This is a genomic window from Sphingomonas sp. OTU376 (genome assembly GCF_038440415.1).
In the GTDB taxonomy this organism is placed as follows: domain Bacteria; phylum Pseudomonadota; class Alphaproteobacteria; order Sphingomonadales; family Sphingomonadaceae; genus Sphingomonas; species Sphingomonas kyeonggiensis_A.
The window spans coordinates 18,762-41,592 of the sequence record NZ_JASATQ010000021.1 but is presented as its reverse complement, the minus strand read 5'-3'; the positions used below and the strand labels follow the sequence as shown (position 1 = coordinate 41,592).

Here is a 22,831-nt window from a genome sequence, read left to right as displayed (position 1 = left end):
GGAGCCGGAGCCCTGCGGGCCCCGACCTCGGCATGTTTGACGATGTCGAGAAAGCACTGGCGATATACGCACTTGCCCGGTTGGGGGCAAGAGGGGTTGGGAATCAGGGGAGACACCCCCTGCTCCTTCCCTCCGTCACCCCGGCCTTGTGCCGGGGGGCCACCGGGAGGCAGGCGCTGGACAAGAGGTTCTTTGCCGTATTGCGCAAGGCGCAGTGGACCCCGGCACAAGGCCGGAGTGACGATCGGAAACGAAGGAAGCCGCGCCTCCGCCTACCCGGGATTATGCGCCTCGAGGAACCTGCCCACCCGCACCAAGAAATCCGCCTCGTTCGCCGGATCGCGCATCGTGTGATCCTCGCCCGGATAGACGATGAACTCATGCGCCTTGCCCGCCCGGGTCAGCGCATCGTGCAGCCGCTCGGACTGGTCGACCGGCACGGTCTGGTCGGCAGTGCCGTGCGCGATCAGGATCGGCATCGCCAACTGGCCAGCATAGGTCACCGGCGAGATCGATTCGAGCGACGGCGCCCTGCCCTGGATGCGGGCCCGCCAGGCACGGAAGGCACGCTCCTCGAAGGTCTTGTGATCGTAATCGAGCTGGGCGCGCACATCGGAGATGCCGGCATAGCTGATCGCGCAGCGATAGGTCCGGTTGTCGCGCGCCGCCGCCCACATCGCGGCATAGCCGCCATAAGAGGCGCCCATGATGCACACCCGTTTCGCATCGATCGTGCCGCGCTTCGCCAGCCAGGCGACGCCGTCGTCGACGTCATCCTGCATGCCGCGGCCCCATTCGCCGTCGCCGCGCGCGGTCATCGCCCGGCCGAATCCGGTCGAGCCGCGATAATTGGGCTGGAGCACCGCATAGCCCTCGCCCGCGAGATACTGGACCCAGGGGTCATAGTCCCAGCTGTCGCGCGCGAACGGCCCGCCATGCGGCATCACGATCAGCGGCAGGTCCTTCGCCGCGCGTCCGGCCGGCAGGGTCAGATAGCCGTCGATCTTCAACCCGTCGCGCGCCGCATAATGGATGGTCGTCACCGGCGAGAGCTGCTTGCCGTCCAGCGCCGGGTTGATCGCGGCGAAGCGCCGGGCCTGGCCCTCCGCGAACAGATAGTAGATGCCCGGATCGCTCGCCGAGGCGCTATAGATGAGCAGCTCGCGCTGGTCGTCGCTGGCCGAGACCACCCGGTTGACCCGCCCGGGCAGCGCCGCGTCGATCGCCGCCTGGCGGGTGCGCATCGCGCCGTCGAACCACAGCATCCGGTCGCGGTCGTCGGTATAGGCGACGCCAGCGGGCTTGCCGTCCGGGGTGAGCTCGAACCCGTCGAGATCGGCCTTGCCATTCTCATAGACCAGCGCCCCCAGCCGGCCGGCACGGAAATCATAGGTGTAGAGACCAATCCGCCCGGAAGGGGCTTCCGCCAGCGCATAGCCCTGGTCGCTGCCCTGCACCGGCGCGAATTGCGCGATCTCTGGATCGGTCCCAGCGACGTCGTTACCTTCGCGGCTGAACCCGTCGCTTTCCCCCCGCCGATAGACAAGCCAGGCCCTGTCATCCTTGGCCCCCACGCCGGCGCGCACCACGCCGGCGCCATCGACCACCCAGTCCTGGACATGCGGCTGCGCCGCGACCGCGAGCGTCGCCGCGCCGCTGGCCAGGTCGATGCGCCACACCGAAGGCGTATCGCGGCGGCGGTCACGCGTCTTGAGCAGCAGAAAGCCGGCCTTGCGATCGACATGGAGCAGCTCCTCGCCCCTTCCCGCCGCACGCGCCTGCCCGAGCTGGGCGAGCGTGCCGCCCGCCACATCGATCTCGACCAGCCGGGTGGCCGGCTTGCCCTCGTCGCGAGTCAGGCTGGCGAGCAGCCGGCCCGGCGCCAGCCAGAAGACCCATTCGAGCCGCTCGCCCTGGGGCAGCGCCACGGAATGCGGTGCAAGATCGGGGCGTTTCGGATCGAAGATCGCCAGCCGCCGTTCCGCGCCGATCCGCGCGACGATGCGGCTGCCGTCAGGCGAAAGCTGCGGATCCTCGATCGCCGCCGGGGCGAGCAGTTCGGCCGCGCTCGGCGGCGTGGAAACCGGCCCGGGATCGGCCCGCGCCACGGTCATCAAAGCGAGAATGGCCGCCAATCCGGCGGCGCCTGCCCGGCGAAACTGCGTCAACGAAACCCCCACCCGAGTTCGACACCAAGGATGGAGGGAGACCGAAAATTGCGCAATACTGTAGATTTGCGCAACTTATTGAAACGGCAGCGTTATGACCTGCAATGCGGCGGCAAGCTTTGCCTTGGCAGCGCCCGCCGGACTGCACAGAATGGCGCGACATGCGGAGCCGGTGCCCGAACGGTGCGTTGGCTCCGCCAGAACCAAAGAGGGATCGTGGACATGAAGACGAAGCTTCGCGCGGCACTGCCCGCCATCGCCCTGCTCGCGGCGTGCAATGCCGGTGCAGGCGTGTCCGCCGAGCCCCAGGCGACGCCCAGCCCGGCGCCCGATCCCGAACTGCCCTTCACCATGACCCAGGTCGCCGATTTCGATACGCCCTGGGCACTGGCCTTCCTGCCCGACGGCCGCATGCTGGTGACCGAGAAGGCCGGCAAGATCCTGCTCGTCTCGGCGGACGGCAAGCAGTCGCAGACCATCGCGAACGTCGATGTCGTGTTCCAGGGCCAGGGCGGCCTGCTCGACGTGATCCCGGCGCCGGACTTCGCGAAGAGCCGCCAGGTCTATTACACCTATGCCGAGCCGCGCCCGGACGGCTCCAGCCTCGCGCTGGCCCGCGCCACCTTCGTCGATGGCACGACGCCCGCGCTCACCAATCCGCAGGTGCTGTGGCGCGCCGGGGCGGACGGCAAGGGCGGCCAGTTCGGTGCGGTCATCGCCTTCGCGCCCGACGGCAAGTCGCTGTTCCTCACCTCGGGCGAGCGCCAGCGCTTCACCCCCGCCCAGGATCCCAACCAGGCGCTCGGCAAGATCCTGCACCTGACGCTCGACGGCAAGCCGGCGGCCGGCAATCCCTGGGCGGGCAAGACCGGCAGCGCGACCGTGACCGTCACCGATCCGCCCAAGAACACCGAGCTCGCCAGGACCGCGCCCAGCCGCACCGTCGCGGTGGAGGGCACGAACCTGGTTCCCGCCGAGACCTGGAGCCTCGGCCATCGCAATCCCTATGGGCTGGTGTTCGATGGCGGCGGCCGGCTCTGGGAAGTCGAGATGGGCCCCAAGGGCGGCGACGAGGTCAACTTGATCGTCAAGGGCCGGAACTATGGCTGGCCCAATGTCTCCAACGGCGACAATTACGACGGCACGCCGATCCCCGATCATGCGCCGGGCGACGGCTATGAGGCGCCCAAGGTGTTCTGGAACCCCGCCATCTCGCCGGGCGGCATGGCCTATTATTCGGGCAATCTCTTCCCGCAGTGGAAGGGCTCGCTGCTGATCGGCGCGCTTTCCGGGCGCGGGCTGATCCGCGTGGCGCTCAACGGCGACAAGGCGAGCAAGGCCGACCAATGGGTGCTCAACATGCGCATCCGCGACGTCGTCCAGGGGCCGGACGGCGCGGTGTGGCTGCTCGAGGATGCCGGACGGGTCAACGGGCGGTTGTTCAAGCTGATGCCGAAGTAAGGGCTGCGGACAAACCCGTTCCCCGGCGAAAGCCGGGCCCGGGGTTTCTCTGCCGTGTCGCTCTTTTACCCTGGGCCCCGGCCTTCGCTGGGGAACAGGCAGGCTGGGAAGCGCAAGACCGGATCGACTGCTCCCACCGCTTGCAATGCAGGATTGCGCCTGCCGGGCTGATGCGGTCGGCTCCCCCGGGGCCGGCCGCTGTTTGCCCCTGTAGGAAAGATAGGATCGCGTGCACGCAACAATGTTGCGAGATGCGACGCGGACCCGGGAAAGTGGGCAGAATAGCAGCCCGCCAAACCGGCTCTTGGGCCTGTACTTCGTGTACTTTCGCGGGCCTCGCCCCAGTCGGTGTAGGACGCCGCCCTAGCGCAGGATCAGGTAGTTCATCCGCGCCGCGGCGATCGGCCGGTCGGGCTCGTCCTGCCAGGCGACTGCCTCGACATTGGCGACGCGGGTGCCGAGCCGGGTGACGATGCCGCGGGCACGCGTCGGCTTGTCGCGGCCACCGCGCATGTAATCCACCGTCAGGTTGATCGGCTTGACCTGGGTCTCGTCGGTGCCGAGCGCCTGCCATAGCGCGCCGACCGCCGCCATCTCGAGCAGCCCGCCGATCGCGCCGCCATGCAGGAAGCCGGGCCGGCCGAGCACATCGGGGCCGAAGGGCATCACCAGTACCGGCGCATCCTCGCCCGGTTCGACCGTGAGGCCGAGCAGTTCGGCGTAAGGGGGCAGGATCACCGGTATCCCTCCGTCGCCATGAAGGTACCGGCGACGTGCGCGATCGGGTCGTTCGGATCGCCGTCATGCGCCTGGCCGCGCACGAACGCGATCGAGCGGGTCAGGCGGTAGCATTCACCGCGGCCGATCACCGCGCGTCCGGGCGTTGCGGGGCGCAGATAGTCGATCCGCAGGTCGAGCGTCGCCTGGGGCACGAAGGTGCCGGCGCGCAGCCAGACCGAGACGGCGGTGGCCATGTCCATCAGCGCCAGGATCGGCCCCGATGCGAGCACGCCCGACGCCGGGTCGCCGATCATGTCCTCGCGGTACGGCAGCTCGAGCTCGGCCCAGTCCGGGCCATGGTCCCGGTAGCCGATGCCAAGCCGCGTGCCATGGCTGGCGAAGCGCAGCTCGAAGAAGCGCAGGGGATCGAAGGTGGAAGGGGCCGCTTGGCTCATAAGCCCGGCCCTAGCGCGGCGGCGGATGGCACGCAAATGGGGGCAATTACATGCTTGTAAGATGCACCATATCGACCCGCCCCTAGCCTCCCCTTTGTCGGGTCCTTCCCGGAAGAGGGGGAAATATGGGGTTGCTGAAGATCGATCTCGGCGAGATCGCCGAGCTGGGTACCAATGTCGCGATGCACGGCACGCTGGCCGCCGTGGATCGGGACGTCGATGACCTGTTCGAGCTGATCGTCGGCATCGCGATCCTGATCTACGAGATGGTGCCCGACTTCGCATGAACGGGATCGACGCGGCCACCCGCGCCGCGATCGTCACCGCCCGGGCTGCGGCGCCCGGCACGGTACGGGCGTGGCGCGCGGGGCCTGCCTATCGCACGCTCGCCGCCCGCTTCGCCGACTGCCCCGCCGGCGATGGGGAAGCAGCGATTGCCCTTGCCGCGGAGATGCTATGCGACGCCAGCTGGGCCGAGGCGCTGCTCGACCCTCTGGTCGAGGTGCTTGCGGCCGATCCGCTGTTCGAGCCGCCCTTCCGGGTAAGCCGCGATCCGCTGCGGATCGGCGCGGTGCTGTTCGAATGCCCGGCGGTGAAGCTCTCCGCCAGCGTCACCAGCGCGGCGGAGATGCGGCGCAGACCCCCGCCGTCCAGCTGCACCTTCACCGGCCGGCTGGCAGTGACGCGCTATGTCCGCGCGGGTGGCGCCACGCTGCGGCGCTGGCGCACGGCCCCTGCCGAGGCTGAATTCCGCGCTGATGCCGCTCCGCCCTGTTTGGAGGAAGCGCCGCTCCACCTTGCCGATGGCGCAGTGGTGGCGATCGACGGACGCAGCGAGGCGCAGTTGCTCGCCGATGCGACCCTTGACGTGGTCACGCTCGTCGCCACCGCCCGTGCCGGGGCACCGCTGATGCGCGAGCATGCGATCGCGGACGGCCGGCTGCTCCGTATCGCCAGCGGCGACGACCGCGCCTCGCGCACCGAGATGCTGCTCGCCTTCCTCCGCCTGGCCGGCCGCGCCGATGCTGGCCCCTGCTTCGAGCAGGCGACCCATGATCCGGCCTTCCACCTGCGCTGGGCGGCGATGCGCGAATGGCTGGCGCTCGACGCCCGCGCCGCCCTTCCGCGGCTGGGCGCAATGGCGGAAAGCGACCTCCATGCGGAGGTGCGCGAGGCAGCGGGCCGGACGCTGGCTGTGGTGCGCGCAAAGCTGGAAACGCCATGCCTCGCCTGATCGATCCCGGCACGGGCAATGCGATCGGCCTCTGCGATCTGGTCGAAGCGCTCGACGCCAACCCGGTCGATGCCCGTGACGAGGACGCCTTCGCCAGCTGGGGCCCGCTGCTTGCCCGACTGGGTCGAAACCCGGATTTCCTCGCCGATCTCGCCATCGCCGAGCTCAAGGCGAATTGCGCCGGGCAGGTCACAGGCAATGGCTATGGCGCCCAGGTCTTCCTGCTGCGCCCGCCCAATGGCCGCTATGTGCTGCGCGCCAATTTCTGGCCGGCACGCGAGGACCCGATCACCCGCGCCAGCGGCCCGGCGGCGTTCTTCTATGATCTGCCGCACGATCATAATTTTCCATTTCTGACATGGGGTTATCGCGGCCCGGGCTATTGGAGCGACTATTATGAGTATGATGTCGCCCCGCTCGCCGGCCTGCCGGGCGAGGATGCAGGGCTGCGCTTCGTCGAGCGATCGCGGCTCGAGCAGGGCAAGCTGATGCTCTACCGGATGCGGCGTGACATCCACCTCCAGCTGCCGCCGGACAGCATGTCGGTCTCGCTCAACATCCTCGGCGCCGATCCCGCCCAGCCCTGGCTCGACCAGTATCGCTTCGACATCGCACGCGGCACGATCGCGCAAGGCCTGACGGTGACCGCAGCCGAGGCGCTGGTCGCGATTGCCGTGCATCTCGGCAACGGCCTCGACCTGGCCGAACGCTTTGCCCGCGACCACCCCTGTTCCCGGATGCGGGTGACGGCGCTCGACGCCCTTGCCTCCGCGCTGCCGGGCGAGGCGGCGGCGCGCTTCGAAAAGGCGGTGGACGATCCCGACCGTATCGTCGCCGGTCACGCCCGGGCGCGACTGGGTCCGTAACGGACATGATCGCCACGGAAACGGAGCTATCGCCGTTACCCTCGCACCGTGACCGCCATCGTCGCCTGTAATCTGGAGATGCCCGGCCTGGCCGAAGCCGCCGCCGCACGCGGCCTTGGGCTGGTGCGGTTCGTACCCGGCGTGGCGGCGGATGCGGCGCTGGTGAGAGGAAGGCCCGAGACGATCGCGCGCATCCACGCGATCGGATGGCAGGGACCATTGCTGCTCCTGCTGGCCGATAGCGACAGCGTCGCCCTGGCGCTCGATGCCGGTGCCGAGGACGCGATGCCCGCCTCCGCCAGCGTCGAGGAGATCGTCGCCCGGCTTGCCGCGCGCATCCGGCGCCGGCCCGAGATCGTGCTGGGCGAACTGCGCATCGATCAGGTGGAGCGGCGGGTGACGCGGGCGGGCCATCTCATCCGGCTGCTGCCCCGCGAATATGCGCTGCTGCTCCATCTCGTCCGGCAGGGGGAGCGGCCGAGCGGGCGGAATGAACTGCTGTCCGCGGTGTGGGGGCTGGGATTCGATCCTGGCACCAACGTTGTCGAAGTTCATGTCTCAAGATTGCGTGCAAAGCTCGATCGCGGCTTTGCGATTCCGATGCTGCGCACCGACAAGGGGCGCGGCTACCGGTTGTGCGCGGCGTGATCGCGCCGCTATCGTGCCCCCATATAAGGGAGAGAGCCAAGCCATGACCGAGCAGCGTGTCACGATCGACATCCACGAAGGCGTCGCCGACGTAAGGCTGGCCCGGCCGGACAAGCTCAACGCGCTCGACCCGGCGATGTTCACCGGCATCATCGCCGCGATCGCCCGGCTGGACCAGGAACCCGGCCTGCGCGCCGTCGTCCTTTCCGGCGAGGGGCGCGGCTTCTGCGCCGGGCTCGACATGGCGAGCATGGCGCAGAGCGGCCTGGGCGGCGCCAAGGACCTCGACATCGCCGCGCGCACCCACGGCCTGGCCAATGACTATCAGCAGGTCGCCTGGGGCTGGCGCACCCTCCCGGTGCCGGTGATCGCCGCGCTCCACGGCGTCGCGTTCGGCGGCGGGCTGCAGATCGCCAGCGGCGCGGACATACGCATCGCCGCATCCGGCACCCGCCTGTCGGTGATGGAGATGAAATGGGGCATCGTGCCCGACATGGCCGGCTATGCGCTGTGGCACGGCAATGTCCGCGACGACGTGCTGCGCGAGCTGGCATATACCGCCCGCGAGTTCGAGGCCGAGGAAGCCCAACGCCTGGGCTTCGTCACCCGCATCGCCGAGGATCCGCATGCCGAGGCGATGGCGCTGGCCCAGGCGATCGCCGGGCGCAACCCGCACGCGATCCGCGCCGCCAAGCGCCTCGCCAACCTGGAGGGCGACGCCGGCGACATCCTGCTCGCCGAGAGCCGCGAACAGGCCGCGCTGCTGCGCACGCCGAACCAGATGGAAGCGGTGATCGCCAACATGCAGAAGCGCCCGCCAGTGTTCAAAGACTGACGTCGATCGCCTCGACCCGGTCGGGATAGAAAGCGAGATGGCCCCGGATCGCCTCGACCGCGGCATAGGGCGCCTCATAGCTCCACACCGCATTCTCCACGCCGCCGACGATCGAATAATAGGACGCGTCGCCCTTGTACGGGCAATAGCTGACATGGGCGGTGCGGCCGAGCAGCGCCATGTCGGCATCCTCGCGCGGGATGTAGAGGACCGGCGGATAACTGGCCTCGCGCAGCTCGAGCGCGCGGCGCGTATCCGCGATCACCCTGCCGGCGGCACGGACCACGACATGCGCGTCCGAACGCGTGATCGTGATCGGATGATCGGGCCCGGGAATCAGGATCGGCTTGCTCACCATGCACCACCTCCGACGGGCGATATGGGGCGGCGCGAGGCCATTGCAATCGCCCCGCCACGCCGCCATACCGCATCTTCGAAAAAGAACCGGGAAAGGGTGCCAGCATGCGTGAAGCAGTGATCGTCTCGACCGCGCGAACCGGGGTCGGCAAGGCGGGCCGCGGCTATTTCAACGACACCGAGGCGCCCGTTCTCGCCGCGCATGTGATGAACGCCGCGGTGGAACGCGCCGGGATCGATCCGGCGCGGATCGACGACGTGTTCTACGGCATGGGCAACCAATGGGGCACCGAGGGCGGCAACATGGCGCGGATGGCGCTGTTCGCCGCCGGGCTGCCGCACAGCGTGCCCGCCTTCAGCCTTGACCGCAAATGCGGATCGGGACTGACCGCGATTGCCCTCGCCGCGCGATCGATCATGACCGACGAGATCGACGTGGCGCTGGCCGGCGGCATGGAATCGATCAGCCTGACGATGAAGAACGCTCCGCGCTATGTGAACCAGTCGGTGATCGGCAAGGTGCCGGCGGCGTACATCCCGATGATCGAGACCGCCGAGATCGTCGCCGAGCGCTATGGCATCAGCCGCGCGGCGCAGGACGAATTCGGCGCGATGAGCCAGCAGCGTGCCGCAGCGGGGCTGGAGAACGGCGCCTTTGCCGAGGAGATCGTGCCGATCACGGTGGAAAAGGCGCTGTTCGACAAGGAAGGCAACCGCACCGGCAGCGCGACGGTGACCGTCACCCAGGACGAAGGCATCCGCGCCGGCACCACCGCCGAGGTGCTGGCCACGCTCAAGACCGTCTGGAAGGACGGGCAGTTCGTCAAGGAAGGCAAGTACATCACGGCGGGCAATGCCAGCCAGCTTTCCGACGGCGCCGCCGCCCAGATCCTGATGGAGCGGAAGACCGCCGAGGCCGAGGGCAAGGAGATCCTGGGCATCTATCGCGGCTTCCAGGCCGCCGGCTGCGAGCCCGAGGAAATGGGGATCGGCCCCGTCTTCGCGGTGCCGAAGCTGCTCAAGCGCGCAGGGCTGAAGGTCGAGGATATCGGCCTGTGGGAGATCAACGAGGCGTTCGCCAGCCAGTGCCTCTATTGCCGCGACACGCTGGGGATCGATCCCGAGAAGCTCAACGTCAATGGCGGCGCCATCGCGATCGGCCACCCGTTCGGGATGAGCGGATCGCGGCTGGTGGGCCATGCGCTGATCGAGGGGCGCAAGCGCGGGGTGCGCTATGTCGTGGTGTCGATGTGCACCGCCGGCGGGATGGGGGCCGCAGGGCTGTTCGAGCTTCCCTGACGCCCGCCTTCCTCCCTCGTCACCCCGGCCTTGTGCCGGGGTCCACCGGGAGGCGCGCGATGGGCAAGAAGCTCTTTCGTCAAAACGAGAGGCATAGTGGACCCCGGCACAAGGCCGGGGTGACGGTTAGTGGTTTTTGGCGACGGATTGATTCAGTCCAGCCCCACCGCGTCCGCCGCGCGCTTCTCGGCCGCGGCGTGCAGGTCCCAGAAACTCTCCACGGGCTCGCCGGCCAGGCGCCGCTGCAGCACTTCGAGATGGGCGCCCCAGCCGCCGCCGAAATTGCGCGCGTCCGCCGCCCCGCGCAGGCGGTTGTGGGTGAGCACCAGCCGGGTGCGGTCGGGGGCGAAGGCGAAGAGCTCGATCGTCACTTCACCGGCATCGCCATTGTCCCAGGTGAAGGCGAGGAAATGCGGCGGCTCGAAGCGCGTGATCGTCTCCGACCAGGCCTTGCCCTGATGCTGGGCGTAGCGCTCGGGATTGGGCACGTCGCCATCGGACAGGTTCTGGTGGTTGAAGGTCATGCCGAGCTTGCCGCCGACCTGCGGCTCGGTCGGACCGCCCATGAACCAGCGGGCGCGCAGCTCGGGATCGACCAGATATTGCCAGACGGTCTCGATCGGCGCGGCAAGGTCGCGCTCGAAGCGGAGCATCTGCGGGGTGATCGTGTCGGCGGCAAGCGTATCAACCATCGTGCTTCTCCGTGATACGGCCCAGGCCTTCGAGGATCATCGTCCAGCCCTTGCGGGTCTGGTCCTCATAGGCGGCCCAGGCGGGGTCCATTGCGTGGGTAAGGGTGAGCGTGCAGCCGCTGTGGCTGGGCGCGATGTCAATCGAGACGCGGGTCCATTCACTTTCCTCGACCGGTCCCGCCGCGAAGAGGAAGACGAGGCGCTGCGGGCGCTCGATGACTTCGAAGCGCAGTCGATGGGGCACTTCCCCGGTGCCGCGCCGCTCGACGATCAGCCCCTCGCCACCGACCCGCGCGTCGATCTCGCAGCGGACCATCTCGCCGTCCGGCGTGGCGAAGAGGAAGCGTGCCGCATCGGCGGGATCGAGCCAGGCATCGAACACGCGCTCGGCCGGCGCGGCGAATGCGCGGGTGATGCTGAGGATCGGGGCACTCATGCCAGGTTGACCTGCCAGGAGACTCCGAACCGGTCGTTCAGCCAGCCGAAGCGGGGGCTCCAGCCATAATTGTCGGGCGGCATCAGCACGCCGCCGCCCTCGGACAGGGCCGCGAACAGCCGGTCGAACTCGGTTTCGTCCGCGACATCGAGGAAGAAGGACCAGCTCGGGGTGAAATCGAAGCCGTGCGTGATGAAGCTGTCATGGATCATCACCGCCTGGCCGGCGATCACCGCATGCGCCCGGAGGATCGTGCCTGCGGGGCCGGGCCCGTCGGGGCCGAAGCGCTCGACCGACTCGATGCGGCTGCCGGGCACGGTCTCGATCCAGAAATCGAGCGCGGCCTGGGCCTTGCCGTGCTGGAACATCAGGAACGGGGTGGCCCGGGTCATGAGCGGGTCGCCTTCTGGTCCGCGGCGATGATCGCTTCGAGCGCATCGAGGCGGACGGTCCAGAACTTCTCCCATTGCTTCAGCCATTGCTCGGCTTCGGCAAGCGGCGCGGGCTTGAGTGCGCACATATAGCTGCGTCCCACCTTGCGCCGCGCGACCAGCCCCGCGCCCTCGAGCACCTTCAGGTGCTTGGACGCGCCGGCGAAGCTCATCGCAAAGGGCTGGGCGAGATCGCCGATCGATTTCTCGCCCTGGGCAAGATGGGCGAGCATGCCGCGCCGCGTGGGATCGGCGAGGGCGTGGAAGGTGGCGTCGAGTCGATATTCAACCATGTGGTTTAATATCTGCGCGCCAGCCGGGATAGTCAACCGATTGGTTGAATAATTTTCGGCGGATTTCCGCGATTCCTCCGGAGAAATGTTGAATCTCTTGTCACGCTTGCGCGCAAAGAAGGCGTCGCGCTCGGCTTCAGCCGCGGCGCGGGCTTCGGAGGTCATGGAGGGTCCGGTGGAGTCGGCCATATGCCGACCCCATCAGACAAAATCCTACATTGATAGCGTTATTTACGCCTCAGCCGGCACCGGTGCGCGGGCGGCGCGGATGCTGTCCCAGGCGTAGAGCGCGCAGCCGGCCCAGATCAGCGGGAAGGCGACCAGGTGGACCGTACGCAGCGGCTCGCCGAGCGCCAGCGCGACGAAGAATTGCAGCGTCGGCGCGATATATTGGAGCAGCCCCATCATCGACAGCGGCAGCAGCCGCGCGGCGGCGGCGAACATCAGCAAGGGCGTGGCGGTGATGACGCCGGCGGCGATGAGCAGCGCGTTCTGGCTGGTGGAGACACCGAAGCCGCTGGTCCCCTGCCCCGCCGTATAGGCCAGCCAGACAGCGGCGAAGGGAATGAGCAGGATCGTCTCGACCGTGAGCCCGCCGAGCGAATCGATCGCCACCACCTTGCGGACCAGGCCGTAGAAGCCGAAGCTCAGCGCCAGAGCGAGCGAGATCAGGATCGCCCCGCCGCCCTCCAGCGCCATCACCAGCACGCCCGCCGCGGCGATGCCGATCGCCACGCCCTGCCAGCGCCGCAGCCGCTCGCCGAGCACGAGCATGCCGAGCGCGACATTGACCAGCGGATTGATGAAATAGCCGAGGCTCGCCTCGAGCACATGGCCCGTCTCGACCGACCAGATATAGACGAACCAGTTGATCGCGATCAGCGCCGCGCTGGCGCAGAGCAGGAGGAGGGTGCGGCCGCGGGCCGCGCGCCAGATGTCGCCTGCCCGGCCGAACGCGAAGACCAGCACGCCGAGCAGCAGCACCGACCAGACGATGCGGTGGGCGAGGATCTGGAGTGCCGGCACGTTCGACAGGATGTGGAAATAGATCGGCAGGAAACCCCAGATGCCATAGGCGCCGACCGCAAGCGCAAGGCCGCGATTGGCGGAAGCGCGGGCGGGATCGGCGGACGCTGGACTGCTGCTCATGCCGCCTCCTTGCGCGGACCTTCGACGGCGCGCAAGCAAGCCTCGCTTTGCCGTCGCAAAGCGATTGCACCGAAATGCTTCCTCGCTACTCTTGTCAGACAAGAGGGGGAATCATGTCTGACGAATGGGATCGGGAAGGCCCTTATGGCCATCCGGTAGTCGCGACTCTGGTGGGAGGCGCCATCCTGGTGCTGGCCGCCGTGCTGGGGCCGCATTTCTGCGAGCCCGTGCCGCTGCCGGCGCTGCTGGTGGGGGGGGCTGCCGCCGGGCTGGTGCTGTGGCTGATCGGATTCCTGGCGACGACGCGCCATGCCGGGCTGGGCTGGAAGCTGGGCTCGCTGGCGCTGCTGATCGGCGCGGGCGCCGGGGCGGCGCTGGTTGCGCATGGCCAGTTCCAGACGCGATCGCGCGCCGATGCCAGCAGCTTCGCCGACATGGAGCTGGGCACCGACGGCACGCCGTCGCTGCCCGCCGGCGCGGCATCGCGCGGGCCGGTCTCGAGCCTCTATCTTTCGTCGATCAAGGAAGACCAGGCCGCGGCGCGCGCCTATGGCGAGGCGCTGGGCAAGTTCGGCGCGGGGGCGCTGACCAGCCCCTATATGCTCCAGCAGAACCCGCAGGTGATCGGCCATTGCGGCGATATCGCGCAGGTCCGCGCGCTCGCCGCCGAGCAGAGCGTGGCGCGGCTCGCCCGGCGCAAGGCGCTGGCCGAGGCGATCGGCGGCGCGAGCCTGCCCAAGGCCGCCAAGCTGGGGATCGCGAAGATCGCCGGCGATGCGCAGGCCGATCCGCTGCTCGCCAACCAGCAGGCGATGCTCGATGCGACGGCGGAACTCTGCACGCTGCTCGCGCGCAAGAGCTGGACCAACGCCAATGGCTATTTCGGCTTCGGCAGCGGCAGCGATGCGGCGGCGTTCAAGGCAGTGAGCGCGAAGCGCCAGGCGATCGCGAAGGAGGCCGAGGCGCTCGACCGGGCCGCGCGCGAGCGGATCCTTGCCGGGCGCGAGCAGGTGCGCACCGCGCTGAGCCGCTCGATCTACGCGGGGGAGTAAGGCTCAGCCGCCGATCCGCAGCCAGAGCGCGGTCGCGTCGTCCGAGGTCTTGAAACGCGGGAAGCGGGTGCAGGCGGCGTCGCCCTGCTCGATCGCGCGCAGCTCCTCGGCGATAGCGGCGAGGCCGCGGCTGCGGATCGCCTCGATCAGGGTCGTGTCGTCATAGGTGCCGTAGCTGTCGATCAGCGCGGCATAGCCGTCGCTCATCAGGAAGAGCTCGTCGCCCGGCGCACAGGCGATGCTGGCGCCGGCGACTTCCGACATATGCTCGGGATCGACGCTGAGCACGCGCATGCCGGGGCGGCCGCGGGTGGCGCGGAGATTGGCGAGGATCGGGGCGGAGCGCTTGGGGCTGCCCAGGCCGTGCACGGCAAGGCTGGCGGCGCGTTCGGCCTCCGAATCGCGGATCTCGCGGACCGGGCCGAGCCGGGTGACCGGGCCGCCGGACCAGAGGAAGCCGACACAGTCGCCGAGCCAGCCGATCTCGAGCACGCCCTCGCCGAGCCGGGTGGCGAGCGAGGAGGCGAGCGGATATTCCCAGCGATCCTCGGGATCGCGGGTGCGGTCGCGCTCCCAGCCAGCGAGGATCGCATCGCAGACATCGCCGAACAGCGCTTCGACCGACGCGGCCGGGGAGACGGTGAAGGCACCGTGCGCGATGCTCGCCAGCCAGGCCGCGCCGCCCTGGCTGCCGACCAGCCCGGGCGGGCCGAGATCGGTCGCGCCGTCGATCACCCAGGCATGGCCGCGCACGAAGCCGGCGCGGTCGTCATTGGGAACGGAGACATCGCCGGCGAGGCTGATCGACTGGAGGAGATCGAAGTGCATGATCCCCTCCTAGCAGGCCGGCGTGACACCTGTCAGTCGCCTGGTGGCGGACGATGCGCGATTTCGACGAGTATCTTGCCGGGCGCGATGAAGTAGAAGGCGAAGGCGCCGCGCTGGTGGACGGGCGGATCGCCGGCCAGCCCCTCGGCAGCCAGCGCCGCGTGGAGCGCGGTCACCGCCACCTCGTCGGCCAGGTGGAAGCCGATATGGAAGCCCTCGGGGAAGCCCTGCGCGCCGCCACGCTGGAGGCGGCTGAGCACCAGCACGAGGCCGGCGCCGTCGACAAGGATCGACAGGCCGTTGTCGCCCAGGGTCTGGAGGTGGCGGAAGCCCAGCCAGCGCTCGAAAAAGGCGCGGGCCTCGGCGATGTCGGGGACGGGAAGGTCGAGATGGTTCAGGCGCATTGGTCGTTCCTCAAGTTGAGGCCCGGCGCGTGCATGGGATCGTTCAGGTCACACCCGCCGAGCCACCGGCGCGCAACTGCGCCGGCGTCTCGTCGCGGGTCCCCTTGCGGGGTACAGGTTCTCCGCGGACAGCGGAGCGACCGGGCTTACCTATCCGGTCCATGGCCCTTTATCGACGGCAGGATTTTGCGGCTTTGCGGGCGCTCCGTCAACCGGCCGGGCGGATCATGTAGCGGGCGTCCGGGCCATAGCTGGCGAGCTTGGCGCGGAGTTCGGGGCTTTCCCGGGGCACGAAACCCTGGGCCTGCCAGAAACCGGCGGATTGGTTGACCGAGACCAGCGCGATAGGCGCATCGACCTGCGCGAACAGCAAAGCGAGCCCGGCGCGGGCATTGCCGCCGCCCCGCGCCTCGGGAAGCAGAGCGAGATCGTGGAGATACCAGCTGGCCCGGCTCTCGGGCAGCGCGCCGAGCAAGGTGTCGAGCGGGGGGATGGCTCCCTGCGGCCAGGGATAGGCGATGAGGTATCCGGCCACGCCGCGCGCGCCATCGAGCACGAAACAACTGTCCGGCGCGAGCGCGAGCCGCTCGGCGAAACAGGCCCGCCCCTCGGGATGGTCCGGGAAGGCGATGCGGGCGACCGCGACGACACCGTCGAGGTCCTCCGCCTCCATCGCCCGCCAGCGCATCAGTCGGCGAACAGCAGCACGGGGGTCTCGACCAGCTTCTTCACCGCCTGGACGAAGCTCGCCGCATCCCAGCCGTCGACCACGCGGTGGTCGCACGAGATCGACAGGTTCATCAGCTTGGCGCGGACGATCTCGTCGCCCTGGAAGATCGGGCGCTCGACGATCTTGTTCGGACCGATGATCGCGACTTCCGGACGGTTGATCACCGGCGTGGTGGCGATGCCGCCGAGCGGGCCGAGCGAGGTCACGGTGAGGGTGGAGCCGGACAGCTCCTCGCTCTTCGCCTTGCCGGTGCGCGCGGCCTCGGCGAGGCGCGAGATCTCGCTGGCGAGCTGCCAGACATTCTTGTCCTGCGCATCGCGGATCACCGGCACCATCAGCCCGGCATCGGTCTGCGCCGCCATGCCGAGATGGACACGGCCATGGCGCGTGACCACGCCGGCCTCATCGTCATAGCGGGCGTTGATCATCGGGAAATCGGGCAGCGCCCGGCAGATCGCGACGATCAGGAACGGCAGCATGGTCAGCTTGGGGCGCTGGCCGCGATTGTCGTTGAGGTCGGCGCGCATCGCTTCGAGCGCAGTCACGTCGATCTCGTCGACATAAGTGAAGTGCGGGATCGCGCGCTTCGATGCAGCCATGTTCTCGGCGATGCGGCGGCGCATGCCGATGACCTTGACGGGCAAGTCCTCGCGGGCACGCGACGCATGCGGGGCGTGATAGCCCTGGGCGCTGCCGTAGCGGAGATAGGCGTCGAGATCGGCGTGGCGGACATGGTTGCCATCCGCCTTCACGCTGGCGAGATCGATGCCGAGATCCTTCGCACGCGCGCGAACCGCCGGGCTGGCGAGGACCTGCTTGTGCGGGGCCGGCTCGGGCAGGGCGACGGGTGCGGGTTCCGGAGCGGGAGCGGGCGCCGGAGCAGCCTCGGCAACTTCCTCGACGCCCGGCGTTTCCGCCTCTACCTGATCCTCGACAGGAGTCTCGGCAGCGGCAGGCGCGGCCGCTTCGGCATCGCCCTCGACTTCGATCACCATCAGCCCCGAGCCGATCGCGACCATCTCGCCGACTTCGCCGGCCAGCGCGACCACCACGCCGGAGACGGGCGATTCCATCTCGACCGTGGCCTTGTCGGTCATCATGTCGGCGACCTGCTGGTCCTCCGACACCTTGTCCCCGACCTTGACGTGCCAAGCGACGATCTCGGCCTCGGCAATGCCTTCGCCGATATCGGGCAGGCGGAACGTGAAGCGTGCCATGCGGATCAGTCCTTCAGGATCTTCTTGAGGGCGGTGCCGATACGGACCGGGCCAGGGAAATAGGCCCATTCCAGGCTATGCGGATAGGGCGTGTCGAAGCCGGTGACGCGTTCGATCGGCGCTTCGAGATGGTAGAAGCAGCGCTCCTGCACCTGCGCCGAGAGCTCGGCGCCGAAGCCCGAGGTACGAGTCGCTTCGTGGACGATCAGGCAGCGGCCGGTCTTCTTCACCGATTCCTCGATCGTCTCGATGTCGAGCGGAACGAGGGTGCGCAGATCGACGATCTCGGCGTCGATGCCGAGTTCCTCGACCGTGTTGGCGACGACATGGACCATCGTGCCGTAGCAGAGGATCGTCACAGCCTCGCCCGGGCGGACGACCGAAGCCTTGCCGAGTTCGACGCGGTAATGGCCCTCGGGCACCTGGGCGCCGGGATGATCGGCCCAGGTCTTGGCCGGGCGGTCATAATGGCCATGGAACGGGCCATTGTAGATGCGCTTGGGCTCGAGGAAGAGGACGGGATCATTGTCCTCGATCGCCGCGATCAGCAGGCCCTTGGCGTCGTACGGCGTCGAGGGGATCACCGTCTTCATGCCCGAGACATGGGTGAAGATGCCCTCGGGCGACTGGCTGTGCGTCTGGCCGCCGAAAATGCCGCCGCCATAGGGCGAGCGGATCGTGATCGGCGCGGTGAAGTCCGCCGCCGAGCGATAGCGCAGGCGCGCCGCTTCGGAGACGAGCTGGTCGAGCGCCGGATAGATGTAATCGGCGAACTGGATCTCGGGGACCGGGCGCAGGCCATAGGCGCCCATGCCGATCGCCACGCCCATGATACCGATCTCGGTGATCGGCGTGTCGAAGGCGCGGGTCTTGCCATATTTGGCCTGGAGCCCGGCGGTGGCGCGGAAGACGCCGCCGAAATAGCCGACATCCTCGCCCATCACGACCACGTTCGGGTCGCGCGCCATCATCACGTCCATGGCGGAGTTGATCGCCTGGATCATGTTCATCTGGGTGGTTGCACCCGTCTCGGTGACCATCTCGGTCATGCCTGTGCCTTGCGAAGGGTCCAGCGGTCGCCCGCCGAAGGTTTCCATGTATCGAGCTTGCGGCGCGCGCCGGCGTCGCCCAGGCCATAGGCCTCGACGAACAGCTTCACCGGCGCCTCGGTGCGCGGGAAGCGGACGGCGTCGTCGACCAGCTGGTGATCGCCGCCCTCGACGACCAGTGCATAGGTGCCCGCCGGTGCAGTCTCCGCCGGGAAGAGATGTTCGCTCGCCGGGGTGGCATGGCCCATGACCGGCGGCAGCGCGTCCGCAGTGCCGGTCACCATCATCACCGGCACCTGGACGCTGCTATACGCACTGTCCGGAACCAGGCCGGGCTGCTTGCCGGGCGACGAGAAGCCGAGCACCGCCTTCACCGCAGGGATGCGTCCCTTGAAGTTCGGAAGCGCACCACCGAGGCACAGCGAGGTAAGCGTGCCGTAGCTGTGCCCCGCCGCGATCACCGGCAGCACGGGAAAGGCCCTGGCGGCATGGGCAGCGGTGGCGCGCATGTCGGCCAGCCGTTCGGTGAACGAGGACAGGAAGGTGAACTTCTCGCGCTCAGGATAGTGCATCGAATCGACATGCAGCGGCGCGAGCACGACAAAGCCCTCGCCAAGCAGCACCGAGATCAGCCGCGCATAGCGCTCGGGCCAGGAGCCATGGCCGGTCGAGAACAGCACCACGCCCCGGGGGCTGGCGGGCTTCCAGATCAGCAGCTTGGTCGAGCGCGTCGGCGAGACGGCGAGGTCGATCGTCTCGGGATCGCCGATCGGGGCGGCGTGGAGCAGGCCGGGCGGGAGCAGCGCAAGCGCGCCGAGCGCACAAGCCCCCTTCACCAGCGCGCGGCGGGTGAGGACCAGGGTCACAGGCCTGCCGCCTTCTGCTCGTCGAGCATCTGCTGCTGCTGTTCCTTGAGGTGCCAGGGGATCGTCTCGAACACGCCTTCGAACATCGATTCGAAGGGCTGGTGCATGCCGTGGCCGAGGATGCCGTTCTTCTCGGCTTCCTTCTGCGATGCCTTGACCAGCTCGGCGAGCTCGAGGTCCTGCGCGGCGTGGCGCTCCTCGTCCCATTCGCCGAGCTTGATGAGATGCTCCTTGAGGCGGCGGATCGGATCGCCGAGCGGCCAGGCATTGGGCTCGCCGGCCGAACGGTACGCGGTCGGATCGTCCGAGGTCGAATGGCCTTCGGCGCGATAGGTGAAATGCTCGATCAGCGTCGGGCCCTGGTTGGTCCGCGCGCGCTCGGCGGCCCATTCGGTCGCGGCGTACACCGCCAGCGCGTCATTGCCGTCGACGCGAAGGCCGGCGATGCCATAGCCGATCGCGCGCGCCGCGAAAGTGGTCGCCTCGGCCCCGGCAAAGCCCGAGAAGGAGCTGATCGCCCACTGATTGTTGACGACGTTGAAGATCACCGGCGCCTTGTAGACGGTCGCGAAGGTGAGCGCCGAGTGGAAGTCGCCCTCGGCGGTCGAGCCCTCACCGCACCAGGTGGCGGAGATGCGGGTGTCGCCCTTGGCCGCGCTCGCCATCGCCCAGCCGACGGCCTGGGGATATTGCGTCGCGAGATTGCCCGAGATCGAGAAGAAGCCGAATTCCTTCGAGGAATACATGATCGGCAACTGGCGGCCCTCGAGCGGATCGGCCTTGTTCGAATAGATCTGGTTCATCATCGACACGATCGGATAGCCGCGCGTGATGAGGATCCCCTGCTGGCGATAGGAGGGGAAGCACATGTCATCGCTGGCGAGCGCGCTCGCCGCGCCGATCGACACCGCCTCCTCGCCGGTGGACTTCATGTAGAAGCTGGTCTTGCCCTGGCGCTGGGCGCGGAACATGCGCTCGTCGAACGCGCGGGTGAGTGCCATCGACCGGAGCATGCGGCGCTTGGCATCCGCATCGAGCCGCGGATCCCAGGGGCCGACGGCATTGCCTTCGTCATCGAGGACGCGGACCAGGCCATAGGCCAGCTCATGGAAGCTGTCGGCACGGTCGGCGGTGTCGGGCCGGCGGGTGGCGCCGGCGGGCGGCACCACGATGTCGCTGAAGTCCGCCTCGTCACCCGGGCGGAAGCGCGGCTCGGGCACGTGCAACGCAAGCGGGGGCAGGTTGGCGCGGTCGCGCTCGCTCACATGGACTCTCCGGACATAGGTTCCCGTTGCCAAACGCTCGGGAATCACGTTTCGCACCTTTGTTATAAAATTTCAAAGACTGACGCAAGTAGGTCAGGGGTGCTGACCTGAAATGCCGGGTGGGCCGCTGGGAATTCGAGCCCGACCGATGTTCAATACTGCTCCCCGGCTTTCGCCGGGGAAGCGGAAGGCAAGGGGTTAGGAGGCTTACGCGACCGGGAAGCCGCGCCGCTTGAACAGTGCCGACACGTCCGGATCGCGCCCGCGGAACGCGCGATAGGCGAGCTTGCGGTCGGTCTCGTTGCCGGTGGAAAGCAGGGTGGCGCGGAAGCGGTCGGCCGTGGCCTTGTCCCAGACATTGCCGGTTTCCTGGAACGCCGCCCAGGTGTCCGCGTCCATCGTTTCGGACCAGAGATAGGAATAATAGCCGGCCGAATAGGCGTCCGACGAGAAGAGGTGGCTGAACTGCGGCAGCCGGTGGCGCAGCACGATCTCCCTGGGCATGCCGAGCGCGGCAAGCGCTTCCTTCTCGAACGCGGCGATGTCGGTGACCGGCACTTCGCGATCGTGCAGCTGCATGTCGAGGATCGCGCAGGCGAGATACTCGACCGTGTCGAAGCCCTGATTGAAGGTGGAGGACTTCTCGATCTTGTCGACCAGCGCCTGCGGCATCGGCGCGCCGGTCTTGTAGTGCTTGGCGTATTTGTCGAGCACGTCGCGGGTGAGCAGCCAGTTCTCGTTCACCTGGCTGGGATACTCCACGAAATCGCGCGGCGTGCCCGCGAGCCCCGGATAGGTGATGTTCTGGAGCAGGCTGTGGATCGCATGGCCGAACTCGTGGAACAGCGTGGTCGCATCGTCGAGGCTGATCAGAGTCGGCTCGCCGGCGCCGCCCTTGACGAAATTGTTGTTGTTCGAGGCGAGCGTGTTGCGGGCGCCGCCGAACTTCTGCTGGCCGCGATAGCGCGTGGCCCAGGCGCCGGAGCGCTTGCCCGAGCGGGCATAGCCGTCGAAATAGAAGACGCCGATATTCTTGCCGGTACGCGTGTCGGTAACCTCGAAGGTGCGCACTGCCGGGTCGAACACCGGCACGTCCTTCACTTCCTTGAAGCCCAGGTCATAGAGCCGGCCGGCGGCGTAGAAGGCGCCCTGGAGGATGTTGTTCAGCTCGAGATACGGCTTCACCTCGCTCTCATCGAGGTCGTACTTCGCCTTGCGGACCTTCTCGGCATAGAAGCGATAGTCCCAGGGCTCGATGGTGATCTTCGGGCCTTCCCCCCTGGTGCCTTCGGCGTCGGCGAGCGCCTGCATGTCGGCGACTTCTTCGGCGACGCGGGCGCGGGCGGCAGGCCACACCGCCATCATCAGCTTCATCGCATTGGCCGGGGTCTCGGCCATGGTGTCGTCCATGCGATAGTATGCATGGTTCTTGAAACCGAGCAGCTTCGCACGCTGCTGGCGCAGCTTGAGGATCTCGGCGATGCCGGCCTTGTTATCGCTGGCATTGCCATTGTCGCCGCGCGAGACGAAGGCGCGCCAGACCTTTTCGCGCAGGCCGCGGTTGGTCGAGTAGGTGAGGAAGGGCGAGACCGAGGAGCGGGTGTTGACCACCGCCCATTTGCCGGTGAGCCCGCGCTCGGTCGCGGCACTGGCGAGCGATGCCTTGAAGCTGTCCGGCAGGCCGGCGAGCTGGGCTTCGCTGTCGAGGACGATCCAGGTCTCCTCGTCGGCAAGCAGCTTGCGGCTGAAATCGGAGAAGGCGGAGGCGAGCGCCTGGTTGAGGCGGCTGACTTCGGCGCGCTCGGCATCGGAGAGCGCGGCGCCGCGGCGAACGAAGCCGCGATAGCTCCGCTCGAGCAGGCGAGTCTGCTGGGCATCGAGCTTCTGCCGGGCGCGCGTGTCATACGCCCCCTTCACCCGGGCGAAGAGCAGGGGATCGAGGAACAGCTCATCATTCGCCTTGGTGAGCTTGGGACTCCACTCGCGGTCGATCGCCTGCACCTGCTTGTCGGCGAGGTTGCTGGTGTAGACGCCCCAGGCCGACAACACGCGGTCCATCGTGTCGCCGGCCTTCTGCATCGGCTCGATCACGGTGTGGAAAGTGGAGGCGCTGCGCGCGTTGCGGATCGCGTGGATCTCCTGGCGCTGCTCGGCGACCGCGACTTCAAAAGCGGCGGGGAACATCTCGGCCTTGAACTTGTCCCAGGGGGGCACGCCGCCATAGCCGCCCGGCCAGGGCTTGAGCAAAAGCGAGGCATCGACGGGTTCGGCAGCGTGGGCCATCAGGCTCCCCAGGAAAGGCGTGGCAAGTGCGGCACTGGTGCCGAGAAGCGCCTGACGGCGGCTGAAGTTGCGGATCATCTGCGCGGGGTCCCC

At 68.2% G+C, this 22,831-nt stretch carries 25 protein-coding genes; 8 read left to right on the top strand and 17 right to left on the bottom strand.

From position 1 onward, the window contains the following. Window positions 1–272: 272 nt before the first annotated feature. Window positions 273–2,114: an alpha/beta hydrolase family protein gene (locus AAHM44_RS11080; protein WP_342250020.1), complete on the bottom strand. Its 1,842-nt coding sequence runs from the start codon at window positions 2,112–2,114 to the stop codon at window positions 273–275. A 276-nt stretch (window positions 2,115–2,390) separates the two neighbouring features. On the opposite strand from AAHM44_RS11080, the gene AAHM44_RS11075 reads away from it, so the two are divergent. Next, window positions 2,391–3,629, top strand: coding sequence for a PQQ-dependent sugar dehydrogenase (locus AAHM44_RS11075; RefSeq protein ID WP_342250019.1), 1,239 nt, complete (start codon window positions 2,391–2,393; stop codon window positions 3,627–3,629). A 363-nt stretch (window positions 3,630–3,992) separates the two neighbouring features. Here AAHM44_RS11075 and AAHM44_RS11070 read toward each other — a convergent pair whose 3' ends face one another. Then, complete coding sequence (locus AAHM44_RS11070; RefSeq protein WP_269573542.1) at window positions 3,993–4,367, bottom strand: PaaI family thioesterase; 375 nt, start codon at window positions 4,365–4,367, stop codon at window positions 3,993–3,995. Further along, entirely contained in the window at window positions 4,364–4,804 is a 441-nt protein-coding gene (locus AAHM44_RS11065) for a PaaI family thioesterase (protein ID WP_269573541.1), read from the bottom strand. Before AAHM44_RS11065 ends, AAHM44_RS11070 begins: the two co-directional genes overlap by 4 nt. A gap of 125 nt (window positions 4,805–4,929) precedes the next feature. On the opposite strand from AAHM44_RS11065, the gene AAHM44_RS11060 reads away from it, so the two are divergent. From AAHM44_RS11060 to AAHM44_RS11040, 5 genes are read left to right on the top strand one after another with little or no spacing between them, the layout of a single operon-like run. Then, entirely contained in the window at window positions 4,930–5,091 is a 162-nt protein-coding gene (locus AAHM44_RS11060) for a hypothetical protein (protein ID WP_184162555.1), read from the top strand. After that, entirely contained in the window at window positions 5,088–6,038 is a 951-nt protein-coding gene (locus AAHM44_RS11055) for a hypothetical protein (protein ID WP_342250018.1), read from the top strand. Before AAHM44_RS11060 ends, AAHM44_RS11055 begins: the two co-directional genes overlap by 4 nt. Continuing rightward, window positions 6,026–6,904, top strand: coding sequence for a transposase (locus tag AAHM44_RS11050; RefSeq protein ID WP_342250017.1), 879 nt, complete (start codon window positions 6,026–6,028; stop codon window positions 6,902–6,904). The genes AAHM44_RS11055 and AAHM44_RS11050 overlap by 13 nt, the downstream gene beginning before the upstream one ends. Before the next feature lie 48 nt (window positions 6,905–6,952). Then, window positions 6,953–7,552: a winged helix-turn-helix domain-containing protein gene (locus AAHM44_RS11045; protein WP_342250016.1), complete on the top strand. Its 600-nt coding sequence runs from the start codon at window positions 6,953–6,955 to the stop codon at window positions 7,550–7,552. Window positions 7,553–7,595: 43 nt separating this feature from the next. After that, window positions 7,596–8,387: a crotonase/enoyl-CoA hydratase family protein gene (locus AAHM44_RS11040; RefSeq protein ID WP_342250015.1), complete on the top strand. Its 792-nt coding sequence runs from the start codon at window positions 7,596–7,598 to the stop codon at window positions 8,385–8,387. On the opposite strand, the gene AAHM44_RS11035 is transcribed toward AAHM44_RS11040, so the two are convergent. Continuing rightward, window positions 8,377–8,745, bottom strand: coding sequence for a DUF427 domain-containing protein (locus AAHM44_RS11035; RefSeq protein WP_342250014.1), 369 nt, complete (start codon window positions 8,743–8,745; stop codon window positions 8,377–8,379). The genes AAHM44_RS11040 and AAHM44_RS11035 overlap by 11 nt on opposite strands. A 104-nt stretch (window positions 8,746–8,849) precedes the next feature. Between AAHM44_RS11035 and AAHM44_RS11030 the strand changes: the two genes are divergently transcribed. After that, window positions 8,850–10,043: a thiolase family protein gene (locus AAHM44_RS11030; protein ID WP_342250013.1), complete on the top strand. Its 1,194-nt coding sequence runs from the start codon at window positions 8,850–8,852 to the stop codon at window positions 10,041–10,043. A gap of 152 nt (window positions 10,044–10,195) precedes the next feature. Here AAHM44_RS11030 and AAHM44_RS11025 read toward each other — a convergent pair whose 3' ends face one another. The 5 genes from AAHM44_RS11025 to rarD all read right to left on the bottom strand — a co-directional run bounded on the left by AAHM44_RS11025 (window position 10,196) and on the right by rarD (window position 13,044). Further along, on the bottom strand, window positions 10,196–10,735 hold the full coding sequence (locus AAHM44_RS11025) for an SRPBCC family protein (protein ID WP_269573534.1): 540 nt from the start codon (window positions 10,733–10,735) through the stop codon (window positions 10,196–10,198). Continuing rightward, complete coding sequence (locus tag AAHM44_RS11020) at window positions 10,728–11,171, bottom strand: SRPBCC family protein (protein WP_269573533.1); 444 nt, start codon at window positions 11,169–11,171, stop codon at window positions 10,728–10,730. Before AAHM44_RS11020 ends, AAHM44_RS11025 begins: the two co-directional genes overlap by 8 nt. After that, the gene (locus AAHM44_RS11015) at window positions 11,168–11,563 is read right to left on the bottom strand and encodes a VOC family protein (protein ID WP_269573532.1); all 396 of its coding nucleotides are present in this window, start codon (window positions 11,561–11,563) and stop codon (window positions 11,168–11,170) included. The genes AAHM44_RS11020 and AAHM44_RS11015 overlap by 4 nt, the downstream gene beginning before the upstream one ends. Continuing rightward, entirely contained in the window at window positions 11,560–11,895 is a 336-nt protein-coding gene (locus AAHM44_RS11010) for an ArsR/SmtB family transcription factor (protein ID WP_342250012.1), read from the bottom strand. Before AAHM44_RS11010 ends, AAHM44_RS11015 begins: the two co-directional genes overlap by 4 nt. A gap of 231 nt (window positions 11,896–12,126) precedes the next feature. Further along, window positions 12,127–13,044, bottom strand: coding sequence for an EamA family transporter RarD (rarD, locus tag AAHM44_RS11005; RefSeq protein ID WP_269573530.1), 918 nt, complete (start codon window positions 13,042–13,044; stop codon window positions 12,127–12,129). 113 nt (window positions 13,045–13,157) lie between these two features. Here rarD and AAHM44_RS11000 point away from each other — a divergent pair, with 113 nt between their 5' ends. Continuing rightward, entirely contained in the window at window positions 13,158–14,096 is a 939-nt protein-coding gene (locus AAHM44_RS11000) for a hypothetical protein (protein ID WP_342250011.1), read from the top strand. A 3-nt stretch (window positions 14,097–14,099) separates the two neighbouring features. On the opposite strand, the gene AAHM44_RS10995 is transcribed toward AAHM44_RS11000, so the two are convergent. From AAHM44_RS10995 to AAHM44_RS10960, 8 genes are all read right to left on the bottom strand, one after another. Continuing rightward, window positions 14,100–14,924 (bottom strand): hypothetical protein, encoded by an 825-nt coding sequence (locus AAHM44_RS10995; protein WP_342250010.1) that lies wholly within the window; start codon window positions 14,922–14,924, stop codon window positions 14,100–14,102. Between the two features lie 32 nt (window positions 14,925–14,956). After that, window positions 14,957–15,328, bottom strand: a complete 372-nt coding sequence (locus tag AAHM44_RS10990; RefSeq protein ID WP_342250009.1) for a VOC family protein — start codon at window positions 15,326–15,328, stop codon at window positions 14,957–14,959. A 208-nt stretch (window positions 15,329–15,536) separates the two neighbouring features. Beyond that, window positions 15,537–16,016: a GNAT family N-acetyltransferase gene (locus AAHM44_RS10985; protein WP_342250008.1), complete on the bottom strand. Its 480-nt coding sequence runs from the start codon at window positions 16,014–16,016 to the stop codon at window positions 15,537–15,539. Continuing rightward, a complete protein-coding gene (locus AAHM44_RS10980; RefSeq protein ID WP_342250007.1) occupies window positions 16,016–17,275 on the bottom strand; it encodes a dihydrolipoamide acetyltransferase family protein in 1,260 nt (419 codons plus the stop codon). The genes AAHM44_RS10985 and AAHM44_RS10980 overlap by 1 nt, the downstream gene beginning before the upstream one ends. A gap of 5 nt (window positions 17,276–17,280) precedes the next feature. Continuing rightward, window positions 17,281–18,285: an alpha-ketoacid dehydrogenase subunit beta gene (locus AAHM44_RS10975; RefSeq protein WP_184164977.1), complete on the bottom strand. Its 1,005-nt coding sequence runs from the start codon at window positions 18,283–18,285 to the stop codon at window positions 17,281–17,283. Between the two features lie 35 nt (window positions 18,286–18,320). Beyond that, window positions 18,321–19,190, bottom strand: coding sequence for a hypothetical protein (locus AAHM44_RS10970; RefSeq protein ID WP_342250006.1), 870 nt, complete (start codon window positions 19,188–19,190; stop codon window positions 18,321–18,323). Further along, complete coding sequence (locus AAHM44_RS10965; protein WP_342250005.1) at window positions 19,187–20,455, bottom strand: 3-methyl-2-oxobutanoate dehydrogenase (2-methylpropanoyl-transferring) subunit alpha; 1,269 nt, start codon at window positions 20,453–20,455, stop codon at window positions 19,187–19,189. Before AAHM44_RS10965 ends, AAHM44_RS10970 begins: the two co-directional genes overlap by 4 nt. A gap of 207 nt (window positions 20,456–20,662) precedes the next feature. Then, window positions 20,663–22,816, bottom strand: coding sequence for a M3 family metallopeptidase (locus tag AAHM44_RS10960; protein ID WP_342250004.1), 2,154 nt, complete (start codon window positions 22,814–22,816; stop codon window positions 20,663–20,665). Window positions 22,817–22,831 lie beyond the last annotated feature (15 nt).